Below are 18,115 nucleotides of genomic sequence, written 5' to 3' on the forward strand. Positions count from 1 at the left end.
TTCCCCTATGAAAAATTAAAAAGCACACCCAGCGCTACGGAATAGCCGCCCAACCCGGAAGGAACCCCACCATGTACAGACCCATAACCGTCATAATATTCATTCTCCTGACCCTCGCCGCCCTCGCGGAAATAGGTGTTTTATCCTTTGGATAATCCTCAGGCGAAATACCCCACGTCAGGGCATGTTGATCTCATTACAGTTTTTTCCTAAAGCCACCCCGCTTCGTCTGTGCCATGCTGAATCACGCTCATAACCGATAACGTTAAATGAGGATATTATGAAAAAAACAATTATCGCATTATCTGCCGTTCTGCTGGCTTCCCCAGTATTTGCTGCGACCACAACACATGCAACTGACGATACCGTCGCTGCGGCGAACGCAAACGCCAACGAGGCGAAGCAAAAACTGCACGAAGAGCAGAACAAAGGTGAAGAGCTGAAGCTGAAACAAAAGCATGCTGCGGAAGGTAAAAGCGAGAGCTTTGGCAGCAAGGTCAGCGAAGATTCCCAGAAAGCCTGGCATAAAACTAAAGAAGGCACCGAGAAAGGGTGGGATGCCACCAAAGAAGGTGCTGAGAAGGGCTGGAACAAAACCAAAGAAGGTGCCAGCGAGCTGGAAAAGAAAGTCACTGAATAACCCCTTCGAAAGGCCGCAAACGCGGCCTTTTTTATTCCCACCTACTTTGCTTCCTGAAGACTAAACTTGTCACAGGGGGGCATCATCATGAGCCACAAAGAAATCGCACCAGAAACCCAGGGCGTCACCGTTGAACTACTCTCCATCGTCGATCTGGGCCCGGAGATCGCAGGCATGGACGGGCGACAGCTTCGCATGCGCAGGGTGACACTCGCTCCCGGCGCGGTTTTTGGTCCGGTGCATGATCATATCGATCGGCCCGGTACCGTGTTTATCCTGGAGGGGACGATCACCGACCATCGTAACGGGCTCGCCACCGATTACGGTCCCGGTGTCGGCTGGCCGGAGGATCACAATACGGTTCACTGGCTGGAAAACCGTGGCCAGGTTACCGCCGTCGAAATCTCGGTTGATATCATTAAAAATCCCGACGCATAAAAGCCGAATAGATCCCTGGTGTGACGCGTTTACTCCCAGCGCCCCCAAAAGAGATCCTGAGATGCTACGACGCCTGATTATATTGCTTGTTTTGGTCTGCCCGTGGGCGTTAGCCGTCCCGCAGAGCTACATCATCGACACCAATAACACCACCATCCGGCTATCCTGGCATGCTTTCGGCGGTATCCTCTCCTGGGCGACATTCAGTGGCGTGACGGGTGCCGTGACGCTTAACCCGAATCACGATGTCGATGACTATATTCACGTCACTATTCCCGTTGCGACCCTGGTGGCCTCAAACAGCCTGCTCACCTGGCAGCTAAAAAGCGATATGTTTTTTGAATCTGAGCGCTATCCGACGATTGAGTTTATCAGCTCTCGCGTGGTCGCCCAGAGTGCCGGACGATTCAGAGTGTTCGGTACGCTGACCGTGCGAAATATTGCCCGCCCGGTGATTCTGGAAGCCGTTGTGGAAGACCCGCATGCGCAAGCCCTCACGCTGAATGCCACCACAGCGATTTCGCGCGCGTCCTACGGGATGGATAAATTTGCCCTGGTCGTTGACGATCGTATTGCCATCGCTATTGCGATTCAGACGAACACAATCCCCTCATCCTGAGATCAGGCGTTGCAGCTGTTCTGCGTTGCTCTGCAAGTGAGACGGCGGGTTTCGGCCTATCAGGACAAACTGATAGCCCGCATCCTGCCACCACACCAGGTTCATACTGTGCCGCTGCTCCTGTTGAAGAGAAGCCGTCGTCTTCTCATCAACAGGAGAGATACAGAGCGCCATCGGGTCGTAGTCGGCGTTGATCCAGGCAATCTGCGCGATAGAGGTGGTTTCATAGCGCAGCATGCGCACCATTTTGAGTTCTGCACCCTGCAGAATAAGCTGCGACATCTGCAATTTCATGCCGATATCCTGTGCGGCCCGTTCCAGGCCGCGTTGCAGAACAGGCGGTGCGCTGTCCATATCCAGCAGTGTTTCTACGCTATACAAAGACATGTATTGCGCTTCGAGGTCACGAATATGGGCGTTTTCATCATCAGGGGCGGAGGCTGGCCGCAACAGATACCCCAGCCCGGAACCGACCATCAAAAAACTGACCGACGCAGCAATCAGTGCGCGTCTGCTTACGCCCACCGGCGTGGAAGAGTGTGGTTCGGGAAGTGCCGCCAGACGCGCCTGCATCTTCTCAAGGGGTGCGTCATCCAGCAGGGAAGCAAAAGCTCCGGAGTAGTCCTGATTGCTTTTCATTAGCTCAGCGGTTCGCCCGGAGAGGTGTTCATCACTTCTCAGCTGTTCTTCAAAGTGTTGTGCGTCTGCACGGCACATCTCGCCATCTATCCATGCCACGATAGCATCGTCGTTATAAGGCGGTGTAAAACGGTGCGAATTCAAGAGCGCTTCTCCTTTACCGGAGGCATTGCCTCGGCAGACTTCGCAAGCGTTGCCCGCGCCGTCGCCAGTCGGCTCATTACAGTACCAATCGGCACAGCCAGGGTGTCCGCTGCCTCCTGATAGGTAAAACCTTCGACATAAACCAAAAAAACCGTATTGCGCTGGGCTTCCGGTAGTGCATTGACGCGCTGCATCACCTTCAGATAATGCAGGCGCGTTTCATCCTGCTCACGGGTGTCCTGTGCCAGAAGTTCGTCGCTGGCGACAAATCCCTGCCCCTGGCGGACATGTCGTGCCCGAAGCTCGGAGATCCAGATGGAGTGCAATATCGCAAACAGCCACCTGTCGATGCGCGTGCCAGGCGTATACTGGCTACTCCTTTCGAGCGCACGCACGCAGGTGGACTGAACCAGCTCTTCGGCGATATCCCTGTTTCGCGACAACACCAGCCCATAGCGCCAGAGACGCGCCAGGTGTGCCGCTAACTGTTGACGAACCTCACTGGTAGCGATAGGTTTTCCCTCCACGAGAAACTCAGGATTCCGGCTGTCCGTTGATGGCAGCCTGCAGATCGCGGTACTCCTCGCAGGACTGGCCACATATGCCTGCTATTACCTTCAACTGTTCTTTCGCGAGGTCAGGCCGTCCCTTGACCATCCATGCCTCACCCAGGTATTCACGGGCTTTGGCATAATCCGGGGCGATCGCCAGCGCACGCTGGTAATAACCAATACCCTCATCTGTACGTCCCAGTTTGCGTGTGGCATAACCGCGATAGTTCCACGCTTCAGCCGTATTGCCATTTTTCAGCGAATCAAGGAGATTCAGCGCCGCCTGATACTCCCCTTTCTTAGCAAGATGGTACGCATAGTTGGTTTTGTCCTGATCGCTCAGGCTGCTGCTCTTGTCGGGTACACATTTCTGGGTTGCACTGTCATACACCTGCCCTGATGGGCAGTCAGGCGTTTTGCTCTCGGTACTATTATTGCCCATTGCCAGCGCCAGTGGGGACAGCAGGGTAAAAATCAGTACCGGGATCAAACGAAGAGAGGTCGTGTTCATATAAAGCTCCAGGGTAAGAAGGGGGTGACGTCAGTAAACGCCCGACTCACGATTTTTATTCATTCTCCCCGCAAGTTTTTTGCTGTCCAAAATCATGCTGATGTCGTCGGACTCATGACAATGAATAAGCTTATTTCACCCTTAACTTAATGTTATTGTTTGCGGGTGATAGCAGAATTTTAACTCCGCACAACAATATATTTTATCCTTCAAGCGACATAATATATCTTACATCAAAAATGTTACCCTAACTTAAATGAATATTAAGCACACTTAAACAACCACGTTTTTCATTATATTAAAAACATTCCCTACCAATTATCGCACTGTATAAACCTCATTAAAAATAACATTGCACAGCAAAAAAAATAACCATCAAAAACAAATATTTAAATAAATTAAATCATTGGAAACCACAATATATAAATGCCACGTTATTGTTTCTACCTTTATTTACAAAAGCCAAAGTTGCACAACCCGTGTTTTCTGTCTATATCATTTTTATATCTCAAAAATAATTCCTCTATTAATTACAGGGTTATACAAGACACTAAACACCCATAAAAACGGTTCTGTTTTATAAGTCATTAGATTCGCTCTGATGTTGCCACTCTGAATACTGGCGGGCATCGTGCGCGCTAAAAACAACGGTCAGTGCTGCGTATAACAGCGACTGCGCCGGGGGCGCCCTTTACCTTCTGCAGAGATGGCTCGTCTTACTCGCCGTTCATGACACACCTGCTGGAGTAATAACTAAATGAGCCAAATCTCTGTTATATCGAAACTTACTGGCGTGGAAACGACCACGGAAGGCACACAGGTTACGCTGAGCCATTCCTCTATTGTTGAACTTCATGTAGAGCGGGCCGATGTCTCCCACTTCGCGCGCAGTGGAAACGATCTGCTGGTGACACTGCATTCCGGCGAGGTGATCACCCTTAAAAATTTCTACGTCACTGACGCGCAGGGGGCAAGCCAGTTGGTTCTGCAGGACAGCAATGGCGCACTATGGTGGATTGAAGACCCTACCGGGGCCGCCTCGTATGAATCCATAGCCTCCATGGACGTGTTGCTTGCCGCATCAGGGAGTGATGCCGGTGGTGCCGCCATCTGGCCATGGGCACTGGGCGGCATTGTCGCAGCAGGCGGCATCGCAGCGGCGGCGAGTGGCAGCGGTGGTGGAGGTGGCGGCAGTGACCATAACAGCAGTACTGACCCTACCACGCCCACTGACCCGACGGACCCGACCGATCCAGCCGACCCGGATACGACGCCGCCGAATGCGCCTTCCAGTCTCCAGTTCTCATCAGACGGTAAAACCGTCACCGGTACCGCAGAACCCGGCAGTACAATCACCCTGAAAGATACTAATGGCAATGTGGTTGGCACAGGTAAAACCGGCAGTGACGGCTCGTTTACCGTCACCCTCGGAACACCGCTGACCAACGGCGAACAGGTAACAGCCACCGCAACGGACAGCGCCGGGAATACCAGTCAGGGCACAAATGTGACCGCACCGGATCTCACCGCACCTGATGCGCCAACGATCGGCAGCGTGATCGACGATATCGCTCCTCAGACGGGGGCGGTAACCAACGGCGGCAGCACTAACGATCAGCGGCCGCAGCTCACCGGCACCGCCGAACCCGGCTCCACCGTGACGATTTATGACGGCGGTATCGCCATTGGCACGGCGGTCGTCGCCAGCAACGGTACATGGACATTCACCCCGTCAGTCGACCTGAGCGAAAGCACCCACCAGATTACCGTCCGGGCAACCGACGCCGCGGGCAATACCGGACCCGCCTCACCGGTTTTCACCCTCACAGTCGATCTGACGCCTCCGACTACACCGACCGCGATTCTGCTGACTGACGACACGGGGTCTGTCAGAGGAGCTATCACTTCGGGCACGCTGACCGATGCGACGCAACCGCTCCTGGCAGGAACAGGGGAGCCCGGTGGAACCATCACCATTTACGATAACGGCGTGGTCATTGGCACCACGACGGTGCTCCCCAACGGTACCTGGAGCATCACACCCAATGGACCGCTCCCGGAAGGAACGCACTCCATCACCGTCACTGAAACCGATGCCGCCGGAAACCAGAGCACGGCATCCGCGCCTGTTACCTTCACCGTAGATACCACCCCGCCGTCTGCTCCTGGAAATCTCGTGGTATCAAATGATGGCGGCACCATCAGCGGTACCGCAGAGCCGGGCAGCACGGTGACCATCCGTGAAGGCGGCGCACTCGTTGGCACCCCAGTTGTTGCCGATAGTCAGGGTAACTTTAGCGTGACGCTGAACCCACCGAAGCTCAACGGCGAAATCCTGACCGCTGACGCCACCGACACGGCAGGCAACACCAGTCCAACCACTTCCGCGGCGGCACCGGACATTACCCCGCCGCAGATCCCGATCATCGTATCGGTGATTGATGACGTACAGGCCACCACCGGCCCCGTGGGCCCGAATGGACTGACCAATGACCGGGCCCCAACCATTAACGGTACGGGCGAGGCGGGCTCGACCATTACGATTTCTAACGGCAGCGATGTTCTCGGCACGGTGGTTGTTCCACAATCCGGCCTGTGGAGCTTTACGCCGCCCTCACCGCTGGCCGATGGCACGTACGTGCTCACGGCAAAGGCGACGGATCCCGCCGGTAACCAGAGCGGAATATCTGCCTCGTGGACAATTAACGTCGACGGGACGGCACCTGCAGCCCCGGTGATTTCACAAGTCGTGGACGATGTGCCCGGGGGAAGTGTTGGCCCGCTCGGCCAAAATGCCACCACCAATGACGCAACCCCAACGCTCAGCGGCACCGCTGAACCCAATGCGACGGTAACTATCAGGGTGGACGGGGTCGATCTGGGTACCACCGTCGCCGATGGTGGCGGTGCGTGGATCTTTACCCCTTCAAGCCCTATCAGCGAGGGTCAACACGCCCTGACCGCCGTGGCGACCGACGCGGCAGGTAACTCAAGCGGCGTCTCCAGCACCTGGACTCTGACGATTGACAGCGTCGCGCCTGCGGCTCCGGTGATTACCCAGGTGATAGATGATGTGCCCGAGCACCTCGGTGCGCTCAACCCCAACGACAGCACCAACGACACTACGCCGACGCTCAACGGCACCGCGGAACCGGGCTCGACGGTCACCATCCGTCTGGATGGTGCAGATGTTGACACGGTAGTGGCGGACAGCAACGGCGCGTGGACCTTTACCCCAACCACACCGCTCGGTAACGGCGCGCATACCTTTACCGTTGTCGCAACCGACGCGGCGGGTAACACCAGTCTTGCCTCAAACGGCTTCACCTTTACTGTCGACACCACTCCCCCTCTGGCAGCGACCATCGCCAGCGTGACCGATGACGTCGGCAGTATTAAAGGCCCACTCAGCAGCGGGGATACCACGGATGACACCCAGCCGCTGCTGCAGGGTAGCGCCCCTTCTGGAGCAACGCTCGCCGTCTATGACGGCACAACCCTGCTCGGCACCGCCATCCTCGACGGCAATGGCGGCTGGAGTTTTACCCCCATTACCCCACTCACCGATGGTCCACATTCGCTGACCGTTCACGCTACGGATGCCGCAGGTAATACCACCGTTTCCAGCCCGTTTGTACTGACGGTAGATACCGTGGCACCCGCCACGCCGGATACCCCGGCCATTACCGTCAACCCTGACGGCGGCGTAATACAAACGCCGCTGAACCCGGGCGAAATCACTCGCGATACCACGCCGACCCTGAGCGGTACCGGCACGGCGGGCGATACCGTGACCATCTACGGCAACGGCGTCAAAATCGGCGACGCTGTCGTGGACAATACCGGTAACTGGTCCTGGACGCCGCCATCCCCGCTGCCCGTCGGCACCTATGACATTACGCTGACCGTCACCAACATGGACGGTACGGGCAACGAAAGCGCCCCGTCGCAGCCGGTCACCATCACCATTGATACCGACCCGCCGGCTACGCCTGCGGCACCGATCGTCACCGACAGCGTCACCCAGATAACCGGCCCTGTTGCCGATGGCGAAACGACCAACGATCCGCGTCCGGTTCTGAGCGGCACCGGAACGGCGAACGACGTTATCACTATTTATGACAGCGTAAATGGCGGCGCGGCGTCGGTCGTCGGCACCGCCACGGTAGACAGCAGCGGCAACTGGAGCTGGCGCCCTGGCAGTAACATCGCTGAGGGGAACCACGAATACACCGCAACCGCCACCGACGAAGCGGGCAATGTCTCTGGCTCCTCGCCGGGGATAACAATCACGGTGGATACCGTGGCGCCGGCTACACCGGTGATTGGCGCCGTGGGCGGCGCGCCGGATGGTGGCTATACCGGAGATTCGACGCCGACGGTCGGCGGTACTGGCGAAATCGGCGGGACGGTGATCGTCTACAACAACGGCGTCGAGCTTGGACGCGTGACGGCGAGTGGTACTGGCGAATGGTCCTTTACCCTGCCAGCACAAACCGACGGCCCGCTGCATATCACCGTTGCGGGTGTGGATGCGGCTGGCAACCTTAGCGCGCCGAGTTCGGTCTTTACCGTCACCCTCGATACTGTTGCGCCTGGGATACCGCAGATTAATGCCGTCTCAGACAGCCAGCTCACCAACAACGTGCTCTACACCCGAGACGGAATACCTACCCTCACCGGGACCAGCGAACCGGGAACCACCGTTATTGTCTCCGTCGACGGTACTCCGTCGGGGGTGCCAGTAATCATACAACCGGACGGCAGCTGGAGCTGGACCGCAGGCACAACGCTCTCAGACGGCCCGCATACCTTCACTGTCTCCGCTACCGATGCTGCGGGTAACGCTTCAGGAACTTCAGCCCCGCTCAGCGTGACGGTGGATACCCAGGATCCAACCGCCCCTGGTGGTCTTAGCCTTGCTCCAGAAGGTACCCCGCTGACCGGAACCGCCGAGGCTGGAGCACTCATTACCGTTAAGGATAGCGGCGGAAACGTCATTGGTACCGGGATTGCGACCGGGGGCAACTTCTCCATCGCGGTCAGCCCGGCCCCGCAGGATGGCGCGACCCTGACCGTGACCGCAACCGATGCGTCCGGACGTACCAGCCCTGATGCGACTTACAACGTCAGCGGTACGCTTCCGAATCTTCCTGACGTGCCCGTCATCACGGCGATTGTCGATGACGCGGATCCGGTCACCGGCGATGTGAAAGGCAAAACTACCAACGACACCACGCCAACGCTTACCGGCACGGCCGAGGCGGGAAGCCTGATCACCATCTACCTGGACGGCGGTGTAACGCCCGTGTCGACGGTAACCGCCGACGGCAACGGCAACTGGAGCTATACGCCAGCCGCGCTTGGCGAGGGTCTGCACACCTTTGAGGTAACCGCGACCCTCAATGGCCTGACAAGCGGTCGTTCTCCGGCCGCTGGTGTCACCGTCGACCTGACAGCACCGGGCACGCCAACCATCGGCGCGGTGATTGACGACGTGGGCCCTGGCACCGGACCGCTGACCAGCGGTCAGTCCACCAACGATAACCAGCCGACGCTCACCGGCACCGGCGCGGTGGGGGATACCATCTCCGTCTATAACAACGGAACGCTGCTGGGCAGCGTGGTGGTTGGCAATACCGGCACCTGGAGCTTTACCACACCGGTACTGACGGACGGCGCTAATATTCTCACTATCCGCGAGACCGATCCGGCCGGGAATCAGAGCGCACCTTCTGCGGGCTTCACCGTTGTGGTGGATACGGTTTCCACCACGCCAGTCATCACTGATGTTACGGACAACGTTGGCAATACCGCCACCACCGTGATCGGCGGCGCCCCCACTAACGACGCCACGCCAACCCTTTCAGGCACCGCAGAAGCAAACAGCGTGGTGACGATTTTCGACGGCGGCACGCAGATTGCCGTGGTTACGGCTGATGGCACTGGCGCCTGGACCTTCACTCCTGACACCGCGCTCGGCGAAGGCTCGCACAGCTTTACCGTTCGGGCGACCGATCCGCTGGGCAACGTCAGCCAGGTATCAAATACCTGGAGCGTGGTGGTGGACCTGACGGCGCCAACGGTGCCAACGCTGGATACGGTAAATGACAACGTCCCCGGCGGCGTCACGGGCAACCTCACCAGCGGTCAGGTCACCAACGACAACACGCCGACGATTAGTGGTACCGGGCAGGCGGACAGCACCATCCACATCATGAATAACGGTACGCAGATTGGCCTGGCTACCGTTGATGGAAACGGGAACTGGTCCTTTACACCGACCACGCCGCTGGGCGATGGCAGCTACGCCCTTCGCGCTTATGCAACGGATGTGGCAGGCAACGCCTCGGCTAACTCGTCGGTCTTCGCCTTTACCGTGGATACCACAGGTCCCGGTGCGCCAGTGGTTACCAGCGTCATCGACGATGTCGGTCCGGTCACGGGGACGCTCACGTCTGGCGGTGCCACCAACGACGCGCGTCCGACCTTCAACGGCACGGGCGAAGTGGGTGCCTCGGTGCATGTCATTGTCGACGGCAACGAAGTTGGCACCGCAGTGGTGAATGCTCTGGGCAACTGGAGCTTTACCCCGGGTACCGATTTAAGCGATGGGCCACATGCCATCACCTTCAACGCGACCGACACGGCAGGCAACACTGGCAGCACGACGGCACCGTTTAACCTGACCGTGGATACGGTCGTGCCGTCTGCGCCGGTCATTTCGACTGCGGCAGACAACGTGGGCAGCATACAAACTCCGCTCTCTTCCGGGCAAAGCACCGACGACACCACGCCGACGCTGAGCGGCACTGCGACCGCCAACGCCACGGTGACCGTTTATGAAAACGGGCAGCCGGTTGGCACCGCGCAGGCGGACGGAAGCGGCGCGTGGAGCTTTACGCCGTCAACGCCACTGGTCAACGGAAGCCATACCTGGACCGCCACCGTCACCGATGCGGCGGGCAACATCAGCCTGCCTTCACCTGGCTTTACGTTGATTGTTGATACCCTCGCGCCAAACGCGCCGGTTATCAGCCAGGCGATAGACGACGTGGGCACTATCACCGGCCCGCTCACGTCCGGACAAACCACCGACGATACCGTACCGCGGCTTGTCGGAACCAGCGAACCGTTTGCCACCGTGAAAATCTACGAAGGCGCGACGCTGGTCGGAACAGGCACCGCGGATGCCAGCGGCAGCTGGAGCATCCTGCTCACCACCACGTTTACAACCGGTCCGCACAGCTTCACCGCCCAGGCCACGGATGCGGCTGGCAACACCAGCGTGTCCTCAACAAGCTTCAGCCTGACAATTGACACCACGCCGCCTGCGCTGCCGGTGCTGACCAGTATCCTGGATGACGTGGGCAATGCGGCGACGCCGGTTGCCAACGGCGGGTTCACCAACGATGCCCAGCCAACTATCACCGGCACGGCGGAAGCCGGATCGACGGTGAAAATCTTTGATAACGGCGTACAGATCGGCAGCGTGACGGCGACCGGCGGGGCGTGGAGCTATACGCCATCTCCGGCGCTGAGCAACGGTGCACACACGCTGACCTTTACCGCCACGGATGCGGTGGGCAACGCCAGCGCGCCAACCGCCGGGTATGTGATTAACGTCGATACCGCTGCGCCAGGTGCGCCGGTCATCAGTTCAGTGATTGATGATGTCGGCAGCGTTACCGGTCCGGTGACCGGTACGAATCCGACCAACGACACGCGTCCAACGCTGACCGGGACTGCCGAAGCGAATGCCACGGTCCGGATCTACGATGGCATCACGCTGGTGGGCACGGTGACCGCCGATGGCAGCGGCAACTGGACCCTGCCGCAAACCACCACCACGCTGACGGAGGGTACGCATAACTTCACCGCCACGGCTACCGATGCGGCGGGCAACACCAGCGTGGCGTCAGCCGTGACGACGATAATCGTCGATACGACCGCCCCCACGGCACCGACCGGAACCTTTAACGTCGACGGTAGCGTCCTGACCGGGAATGCCGAAGCCGGCAGCACCGTCAGTATCCGCCTTGCGGATGGTTCGACGGTGACCACCATTGCGGGCAGCAACGGCACGTACAGCTATACCTTCATTAACAAACAGATCGAAGGCCAGACGCTGCAGATCACCGCCACCGATGCAGCAGGCAACACCTCGCTGTCTGGTTCGGCTCTTGCGCCAGTGCTGCCGCTCTCCGCCAGCAACAACGTCGAAGAGCTGAACCTCAGTACCACGGCAACCGTCACCAATACTCAGTACAGCGATTACGGCTTCCTGCTGGTTGGCGCCGTGGGCAACGTCCTGACGCTGCTGGGGAATGACACCGCCCAGGTGAACTTCACCGTAGTCAGCGGCGGCAGCGCAGATATCGTGGTGAATGCCAACGCTACGGGCGCGGTACTCTCTCTGCTCAACACTCTTGAGCTGGTGGTGCAACACTGGAACGGCAGCACCTGGACCACCGTCGTCGACACCGGACAACCGCAGTTTGCCGATCTGTTGACCCTCGGGGCCACCGGCGTATCACTGAACCTGAGCGGGCTGGCTGACGGCAACTATCGTGTCCTCAGCTATAACACCAACCTGCTGGCAACCGGCTCTTACACCAGTCTGGATGTCGCGGTGAAAGAGACTGGCCCGGGTACGGTCACGGGTGAGACCAGCCTGAACGGGAACGTGATCCTCGATACAGACCCAACTGCTGGCAGCGACAACGCCCCGGCCGGGACCACGGTCTCCGCAGTCACCAACGCGCTGGGTGTCACCACCAGCATTAACGCCGACGGCACCGTGATCCAGGGCAAATACGGTACGCTGACCGTTAACCGCGACGGCAGTTACACCTACAATCTGACCGATACCAGCGCCGCGGTCATTGGCCGGACGGAGAGTTTCACCTACACCATCACCCATAACGGTGCCAGCGCGTCGGCGAACCTGGTGCTGTCCCTGGGTGCCGGTACCGTCGTCAACGGTATTGTGGCGGTGGACGACACTGCCTCGCTGACCTTTGACACTACCGTAAGTGAAATCAATAACGGTGCTTCGTCGCAGGGTGGTTTTACGGTGGTGGGGGTGAATCTCGGCAGTACGCTGGGGCTTAACCTGCTGGACGATATGACCAACCCCATCATCTATAACGTGGAGGAAGGCACCACCCGCACCATGACCATTCAGGCCTCCGTTGGTGGCGTAGCCCTGGCATCGGTGTTCGATCTGTATGTCTATAAGTTCAACAACGCGACCCAGACCTTCGAGCAGGTCCGCGTTGAGCCAGGCTGGCTGCGCGCCCCGCTGTTGGGCGGTACCTCGCAGCAATTGACGCTGAACCTTCCCGCCGGGGAGTATCTGTTCCTGCTGAATACCGCATCCGGGATCGCCGTTCTGACAGGCTACACGCTGAGCGTCCTGCAGGATCATGTCTACAGCGTGGCGAGTATCAGCGAAACCACCACGGGCGACGTGCTGGTGAATGACCCAGTTCCGGCAGGCACGGTGGTCACGGAAGTGAACGGCGTGGCGGTCAACAGCAGCGGCCTGACCACCATTCAGGGTGAATACGGCACGCTGACTATTAATTCGTCCGGGCAGTACACCTATACCCTGAGAGCAGGTGTGGGTGCAGACCATATCAGCACGCCTGATACCTTCGTCTACACCGTGACCGCGCCTGACGGCTCGAAGGATACGGCATCGCTTAACATCACCCCAACCGCTCAGGCGATGGATGCAGTCAACGATGTCAGCGCTACGATGGACCTCACCTCGGTGCACCACACATCGGTCTACTCGGATACGACCGTGGGCACCGCCAGCTGGACGACAGCGTTGTTTTCGTCAACTCAGGGCACTGGTAGCGGGACCTTTGTGGTCGACGCGAACACCGCGCTGCACAACGCGTCACTGCACTTCCATGTCGATTCGGGACTGTCGCTGGGCGGGCTGACGGTAAACTGGACGCTCAGTGACAGCTCGGGCGCTATTCGTACCGGTTCCTTCAGCGGCGGCTCTTTGCTGGGCGGCAATATTGACGTCCCACTGACCGGGCTGGATCTCAACGCCGGAACCTATACGCTGAGCTATACCGGCAGCGTGCCTGGGCTCAGCGTCGGGACTATCACCATTACCCCAAGCGTGAATGGCACCACCTACTCGCTGAGTGATTTCGACGTCACCGGAAGCCACACCGTCAACGGCAATATCTTTGACGGCACCGATTCCGGCGGCGTGATGGACCAGCTGCACTCGGTGGATACCCGCCTGAGCGTGACCGGCTACAACGGCGTGACCACCACGCTGGATCCGTATACCGGCAGCGCCACGGTAAATATCACCGGCCATTACGGCGTCCTGGCGATTGGCGCTGACGGCCATTACACCTATACCCTCAACAGCGGGGTGTCGCTCTCATCCATTACCTCGAAGGAGACCTTCAACTACACCCTGAGCGATGCGACCGGGAAAACGGACAGTGCCACGCTGACCATCAACATGGCGCCGCAGTTCATCAGCTCTGAACATAACGACGTCATCACCGGCACCGCCTACGGCGACACGCTGATTTACCAGGTGCTGAACAATACGGTGGGGAATGCCACAGGTGGGAACGTCAGCAGCACCGTGGGCGACCACTGGACCGGCTTCTCGCTGGCGCAGGGGGACAAAATCGACATTGGCGATCTGCTGGTGGGCTGGAACGGTAGCGCCTCAACGCTCGGAAATTATCTCCATGTCACTAATAGTAATGGCAATACCGTGATCTCCATCGACCGTGATGGTGCAGGGAGCACCTACACTAATACCACGCTCGTTACGCTTGATGGCGTTCAGACCACCTACGACGAGCTTGTGAACCAGCAACACATCATTACCTGATAGCACCTGCAAGAGATGACCCGGGCGCACAGCGCCCGGGCATAAATAATAAAGCTGTACATATTTATTAGGGACATGACATGGGAATGAAGATGCCTTACTGGTGGCTCTCGTGCTGCCTGATATCTGTGCCCGCTCTCAGCGCGAACCCGGCGGCGACCATCAATACCGGACAACTCCGCGAAACGCAGGAACTCCCCTCACTCAATGGTCGCGTGGCCCCTGTGGCCGGTAAAGCCGCGCCCGGCTCATTGCAGCTTGGCGAAGCCGTCAACCGTGCCGTCACCTGGCACCCGGCCATCAGCGAGGCCGTGGGAAAACTCTACCAGCAGAGCGAAGAGGTGGACGTTGCTAAATCAAAATACTATCCGCAGATTAATGCCGGCGTGGACAACGGTTATTCCCATGACGGCGACCAGAACGGCTTTACGCCGTCGATGGTGCTCTCCCTCTCACAAATGCTTTACGATTTTGGCAAGGTAGCAAGTCAGGTGCGTGCCGAAAATGCCGGGGTTGCCCAGCAGCAGGCCAACGTGTTGGTCAGCATCGACACCATCGCCCACGATACCGCTGTCGCCATGGTGCAGGTACAAACCTGGCAGCAGATGGTTGAGACCGCGAAAGAGCAGCTTGAGGCTCTCTCCTCCATTGGCACACTGACCCGCCAGCGTAACGACGAAGGGGCCACGTCGCTCTCTGACGTCGTACAGACCGATGCGCGTATTGAAGGCGCTCGCGCTCAGTTGATGCAGTATCAGGCCAGTCTCGACAGCGCCCGCGCCACGCTGATGAGTTTTCTCGGCTGGAACAGCCTGAACGATATCAGCAATGATTTTCCGCAAAGGCTGGGGCGGAGCTGCGATATCGCCGAGCCGGACGACCGTCTGGTTCCCGCGGTACTTGCCGCATGGGCACAGGCTAACGTCGCCCAGGCAAACCTTGACTACGCCGACGCGCAAATGACGCCGACTGTCTCGCTGGAGCCAGAAGTGCGCCATTATATGAACGATCGCTATGCGGGGAGCGAAACGCGGGATCGTACCCAGTATTCCGCGTGGGTGAAGGTGCAGATGCCGCTCTATCAGGGCGGCGGCCTCACCGCCCGGCGTAACGCTGCCGGACACGCGGTGGAAGCGGCGCAATCCACCATTCAGCGCACGCGTCTTGACGTCCGCCAGAAACTGCTGGAAGCCCGCAGCCAGGTGATGAGCCTGCAAAGCACGCTGCAAATCCAGGGCCGCCAGGAAGCCCTCAGCGCCCGCACCCGCGAGCTGTACCAGCAGCAATATCTCGATCTCGGCTCACGCCCGCTGCTTGACGTACTCAACGCCGAGCAGGAGGTCTATCAGGCGCGCTTCACCCAGCAGCAGACCCTTGGCCAGCTGCACCAACTGCAGCTCAACTGCCTTTATAACACCGGGCAATTGCGTCACGCGTTCGATCTTGATAACCGCACCATCCAGACCGTGGAGATCCAGCCATGAAGCAACGCGAAATCCCGCAGGGTGAAACGATGACGGATGAGGCGCTGGCCCAGTGGGCACAGGCCTTTGGTTTTGTCGCCACGCGCTACCGCGTCGCCTGCTCTCCTGGCGCACTGCTGGCGGGTGCGCCGTGGCTGAAAGGCAAACCGATGGTGCCCGCCCTCACCCAACTGGCACGAGATGCGGGGCTATCGTTTCAGTTGCTTACCGGCGGCCAGGAGGCTATCAACAGCTGGCGTCTGCCGGTGGTGGTGGCGATGAATGACGGCAGGATCGGCGTGATCGAGCATTTCAACGGCGAAGATACCCTGGAGGTCAGCTTTTTCGACGACGAGACCTACACCAACCGGCTGTCGATGACGGCGATGCTGCCCGCTATCCGCCACGTCATTGCCCTGCGTCCACTCGCCGCGCTGAAGGACAGCCGCGTGGACGCGTATATATCAAAATACCGTCCGGACTGGCTTTACCGGCTGGTGATGCGCGACTTGCGCCCCTACAGCTGGGTGATGCTGGCAGCCCTCTTTATCAACGTGCTGTCGCTTTCCGGGATCGTCTTTTCCATGCAGGTCTACGACCGGGTGATCCCCGCCCAGTCCTACCCGACGCTTTACGTCCTGACGATTGGGGTGTTGATCGCCACGCTGTTTGGCTTTGTGCTGCGCGTGGCGCGCGGACACATTATGGATCTGCTGGGCAAGCGCTCGGATATGCGCGTCTCGGATCGCGTATTCGGCCACGCCCTGCGCCTGCGCAACAGCGCGATCCCCCGCTCCACCGGCAGTTTTATCTCTCAGCTGCGCGAGCTGGAGCAGATCCGCGAGATGGTGACCTCCTCCACCATTTCCACGATTGTCGACCTGCCATTCTTCCTACTGTTTGTGGTGGTGCTGGCGATCATCGCCCCGCAGCTGGCGTGGATCGCGCCGGTGGCGGCGGTGATCATGGTTCTGCCCGGCCTGCTGCTGCAGAAGAAGCTGGCGGAACTGGCGAAACAGTCGGCCCATGAATCGACCCTACGCAATGCCGTGCTGGTGGAGAGCGTGCAGGGGCTGGAGGACATCAAGCTGATGCAGGCGGAAAACCGCTTTTTGCAGCAGTGGAACAGCTATATCCAGATCACCGCGGAATCCGGCCTGCGAACCCGCGAACTGACGCAGAACCTGATCAGCTGGGGGATGACGATTCAGAGCCTGGTCTACGCTGGCGTGATTGTGGTCGGTGCGCCGATGGTGATCGACGGCACCCTGACCACAGGCTCGGTGGTTGCCGCGTCGATGCTGGCTTCACGCATGATCGCCCCCATGGCGACGCTGTGCGGCGTGCTGGCCCGCTGGCAGCAGGTTAAAGCGGCCAAAGAGGGGCTGGACAGCATCATGCAGCTTCCCACCGAAAATCAGCGCGAAGAGACGCCGATCCGCCAGGACGTGTTGCGCGGTCACTATCTCTTCGAGCAGGCGCAGTTCCGCTATCAGCCGGACGATCCGCGCATGGCGCTGCGCATTAACCGGCTGGAGATCCGCCCGGGTGAGAAAGTGGCGATCCTCGGGCGCAACGGCGCGGGCAAATCGACCCTGCTGCAGGCCATGGCGGGGGGGATGGATCTGGCGGCCGGCGAGCTGCGGCTTGATAACTTCAGCCTGCCGCATCTCGACGTCGCTGACGTCCGGCGCAACGTCGGCTTTATGACCCAGAACGCGAGGCTGTTTTACGGCACCCTGCGCGAAAACATCACCCTCGGCATGCCGCGCGCCACCGACGAGGAGATTTTCGAGGCGCTGGAGCTGACCGGCGCGGCCGGCTTCGTGCAGAAGCTGCCCAAGGGGCTGGATTACCCGATCATGGAAAACGGCGTGGGATTATCCGGCGGACAACGCCAGTCGATTCTGCTGGCGCGGATGCTCCTGCGCGATCCGAATATTGTGCTGATGGATGAACCCACCGCGTCGCTGGACGAGCACACCGAGCGGGAATTTATCCAGCGTCTGGGGGACTGGCTCGGGCACCGCACCCTGATTGTCGCCACGCACCGCGTACCGGTGCTGGAACTGGTAGAGCGGGTGGTGGTGCTCAAAGAGGGAATGCTGGTGATGGACGCGCCAAAAGCACAGGCGCTGAGCAACAGCCGCATGCAGCAACAGCAGCAGCAGGCAGCAACCGGACGGGAGTGGAAAAATGAAAATCAGTCAGCGTGACGTGGCGGC

Annotated in this window: 9 protein-coding genes; 6 read left to right on the forward strand and 3 right to left on the reverse strand. The window is 59.1% G+C overall.

The genetic code is table 11. The features are described from left to right. The first annotated feature begins 280 nt into the window (after window positions 1-280). The 3 genes from AAHF05_RS17340 to AAHF05_RS17350 all read left to right on the forward strand — a co-directional run bounded on the left by AAHF05_RS17340 (window position 281) and on the right by AAHF05_RS17350 (window position 1,697). Complete coding sequence (locus tag AAHF05_RS17340; protein WP_028016762.1) at window positions 281-640, forward strand: hypothetical protein; 360 nt, start codon at window positions 281-283, stop codon at window positions 638-640. A gap of 87 nt (window positions 641-727) precedes the next feature. After that, window positions 728-1,078: a cupin domain-containing protein gene (locus tag AAHF05_RS17345; protein WP_108090986.1), complete on the forward strand. Its 351-nt coding sequence runs from the start codon at window positions 728-730 to the stop codon at window positions 1,076-1,078. 61 nt (window positions 1,079-1,139) lie between these two features. Continuing rightward, on the forward strand, window positions 1,140-1,697 hold the full coding sequence (locus AAHF05_RS17350; protein WP_129324931.1) for a YceI family protein: 558 nt from the start codon (window positions 1,140-1,142) through the stop codon (window positions 1,695-1,697). Here AAHF05_RS17350 and AAHF05_RS17355 read toward each other — a convergent pair. Genes AAHF05_RS17355 through AAHF05_RS17365 form a run of 3 tightly spaced genes read right to left on the reverse strand, consistent with a single transcriptional unit; the run spans window position 1,689 to window position 3,542 of the window. Then, a complete protein-coding gene (locus tag AAHF05_RS17355; RefSeq protein WP_129324930.1) occupies window positions 1,689-2,480 on the reverse strand; it encodes an anti-sigma factor in 792 nt (263 codons plus the stop codon). The genes AAHF05_RS17350 and AAHF05_RS17355 overlap by 9 nt on opposite strands. Then, window positions 2,477-3,007, reverse strand: coding sequence for a sigma-70 family RNA polymerase sigma factor (locus AAHF05_RS17360; RefSeq protein ID WP_129324929.1), 531 nt, complete (start codon window positions 3,005-3,007; stop codon window positions 2,477-2,479). The genes AAHF05_RS17355 and AAHF05_RS17360 overlap by 4 nt, the downstream gene beginning before the upstream one ends. A gap of 7 nt (window positions 3,008-3,014) precedes the next feature. After that, window positions 3,015-3,542 (reverse strand): tetratricopeptide repeat protein, encoded by a 528-nt coding sequence (locus AAHF05_RS17365; protein ID WP_028016767.1) that lies wholly within the window; start codon window positions 3,540-3,542, stop codon window positions 3,015-3,017. Between the two features lie 757 nt (window positions 3,543-4,299). On the opposite strand from AAHF05_RS17365, the gene AAHF05_RS17370 reads away from it, so the two are divergent. The 3 genes from AAHF05_RS17370 to AAHF05_RS17380 all read left to right on the forward strand — a co-directional run bounded on the left by AAHF05_RS17370 (window position 4,300) and on the right by AAHF05_RS17380 (window position 18,106). Next, entirely contained in the window at window positions 4,300-14,427 is a 10,128-nt protein-coding gene (locus AAHF05_RS17370; RefSeq protein ID WP_129324927.1) for a BapA/Bap/LapF family large adhesin, read from the forward strand. A gap of 80 nt (window positions 14,428-14,507) precedes the next feature. Next, a complete protein-coding gene (locus tag AAHF05_RS17375; RefSeq protein ID WP_129324926.1) occupies window positions 14,508-15,911 on the forward strand; it encodes a TolC family outer membrane protein in 1,404 nt (467 codons plus the stop codon). Beyond that, window positions 15,908-18,106 (forward strand): type I secretion system permease/ATPase, encoded by a 2,199-nt coding sequence (locus AAHF05_RS17380; RefSeq protein WP_129324925.1) that lies wholly within the window; start codon window positions 15,908-15,910, stop codon window positions 18,104-18,106. The genes AAHF05_RS17375 and AAHF05_RS17380 overlap by 4 nt, the downstream gene beginning before the upstream one ends. Window positions 18,107-18,115 lie beyond the last annotated feature (9 nt).

Source organism: Enterobacter adelaidei, assembly GCF_041937165.1.
Classification (GTDB): domain Bacteria; phylum Pseudomonadota; class Gammaproteobacteria; order Enterobacterales; family Enterobacteriaceae; genus Enterobacter; species Enterobacter adelaidei.

Coding starts and splice junctions, on each gene's coding strand:
- AAHF05_RS17350 (WP_129324931.1), top strand. CDS start 1,140: ATGCTACGACGCCTGATTATATTGCTTGTTTTGGTCTGCCCGTGGGCG.
- AAHF05_RS17345 (WP_108090986.1), top strand. CDS start 728: ATGAGCCACAAAGAAATCGCACCAGAAACCCAGGGCGTCACCGTTGAA.
- AAHF05_RS17370 (WP_129324927.1), top strand. CDS start 4,300: ATGAGCCAAATCTCTGTTATATCGAAACTTACTGGCGTGGAAACGACC.
- AAHF05_RS17375 (WP_129324926.1), top strand. CDS start 14,508: ATGGGAATGAAGATGCCTTACTGGTGGCTCTCGTGCTGCCTGATATCT.
- AAHF05_RS17340 (WP_028016762.1), top strand. CDS start 281: ATGAAAAAAACAATTATCGCATTATCTGCCGTTCTGCTGGCTTCCCCA.
- AAHF05_RS17365 (WP_028016767.1), bottom strand. CDS start 3,542: ATGAACACGACCTCTCTTCGTTTGATCCCGGTACTGATTTTTACCCTG.
- AAHF05_RS17380 (WP_129324925.1), top strand. CDS start 15,908: ATGAAGCAACGCGAAATCCCGCAGGGTGAAACGATGACGGATGAGGCG.